At 37.6% G+C, this 1,520-nt stretch carries 2 protein-coding genes; both read right to left on the reverse strand.

The features are described 5' to 3' along the window. Nucleotides 1–177 precede the first annotated feature (177 nt). Nucleotides 178–1,167, reverse strand: a complete 990-nt coding sequence (locus GVN22_RS27200; RefSeq protein WP_166554142.1) for a UDP-glucuronic acid decarboxylase family protein — start codon at nt 1,165–1,167, stop codon at nt 178–180. Between the two features lie 101 nt (nt 1,168–1,268). Beyond that, nucleotides 1,269–1,520 (reverse strand): UDP-glucose/GDP-mannose dehydrogenase family protein (locus tag GVN22_RS27205; RefSeq protein ID WP_240915712.1); only part of this gene is annotated, 252 nt, incomplete at its 5' end.

Raw genomic sequence — 1,520 nt, forward strand, 5'->3', positions numbered from 1 at the left:
TTTGTGCATTTTCGGGGATTGCTTTTTGATAAAAATGCCTGATAATCAATTGTTTATACTCTAAAAGGGAAGCCTAAATATCTACACGAAATTGAGCAAAACTTTCCTTAGATAGACGAAATAGCCTGCCCTTTTAGAAAAGAAAAACCCCAAGCATTTAAGGCTTGGGGTTTTCTTTTATTTTCTTTCGTAATCTTCAAAACCTCTGTGATCTGCCATTTTGTATAGCTCATCGTTTGGTAATGACTTAAAGTATTCGTAAGTGATTTTTAAACCTTCTGCACGATTTACTTTTGGTTCCCAACCTAAAAGCTCCTGTGCTTTTGTAATATTTGGTTGGCGTTGTTTTGGGTCATCTTTTGGTAATGGTAACGAAATCAACTTCTGGTTTGTACCTGTCAATTTGATAATTTCTTCACCAAATTCTTTGATCGTGATTTCATCTGGATTACCAATGTTTACTGGATAAGCGTAGTCGCTCAACAACAAACGATAAATACCTTCCACTAAATCGTCAACGAAACAGAATGAACGTGTTTGTGAACCATCACCAAACATCGTTAAATCCTCTCCACGCAACGCTTGACCAATGAATGCTGGCAATACACGTCCGTCGTTCAATCGCATTCTAGGACCATAAGTATTAAAGATACGAACGATACGAGTTTCTAAGCCATGATACGTATGGTATGCCATCGTCATTGCTTCTTGGAAACGTTTTGCTTCATCATATACCCCACGTGGACCTACTGGGTTTACATTACCCCAATATTCCTCTGTTTGTGGGTGTACCGTTGGGTCACCATAAACTTCCGAAGTAGAAGCAATCAATACTCTTGCATTCTTAACGCGAGCCAATCCCAAACAGTTGTGGATACCCAATGAACCTACTTTAAGGGTCTGAATTGGAATTTTCAAGTAGTCAATTGGAGATGCTGGTGAAGCAAAGTGAAGAATATAATCTAATTCGCCTGGAACGTGGATAAACTTCGATACATCGTGGTGATAAAACTCGAAGTTGGGTAATTTGAACAAGTGCTCAATGTTCTTTAAGTCACCTGTAATGAGGTTATCCATTGCAATAACGTGATAACCTTCCTTGATAAATCTATCGCAAAGGTGAGAGCCTAAAAAGCCTGCTCCACCTGTGATTAATACTCGTTTCATATTTTAGCTAAAAGCTGTAAGCGATAGGCTATAAGCTTTTTTATTTTTATGTTAAAATCTGTACATTTCAAGCTTAAAGCCTATTGCTTAATGCCTAAAAATTATTTAACTGCGTCTCTACCTATTGAGTAGTAAGTATAGCCAAGTTCTTTCATTTGGTCTAATTCATACAAGTTACGACCATCGAAGATTACTTTGTTTTTCAACAAAACATCCATTACCTCAAACTCTGGGGTACGGAATTGTGGCCATTCTGTCATAATCAATACTGCATCCGCATCTTTGATTGCTTCATAAGGACCTTTTGTGTAGGTAATTTTGTCGCCAATAATACCCTTCACATTTTCCATTGC

The sequence above is a fragment of the Cellulophaga sp. BC115SP genome (genome assembly GCF_009905545.1).
GTDB lineage: Bacteria > Bacteroidota > Bacteroidia > Cytophagales > Spirosomataceae > Flectobacillus > Flectobacillus rivi.

Coding starts and splice junctions, on each gene's coding strand:
- GVN22_RS27200 (WP_166554142.1), bottom strand. CDS start 1,167: ATGAAACGAGTATTAATCACAGGTGGAGCAGGCTTTTTAGGCTCTCAC.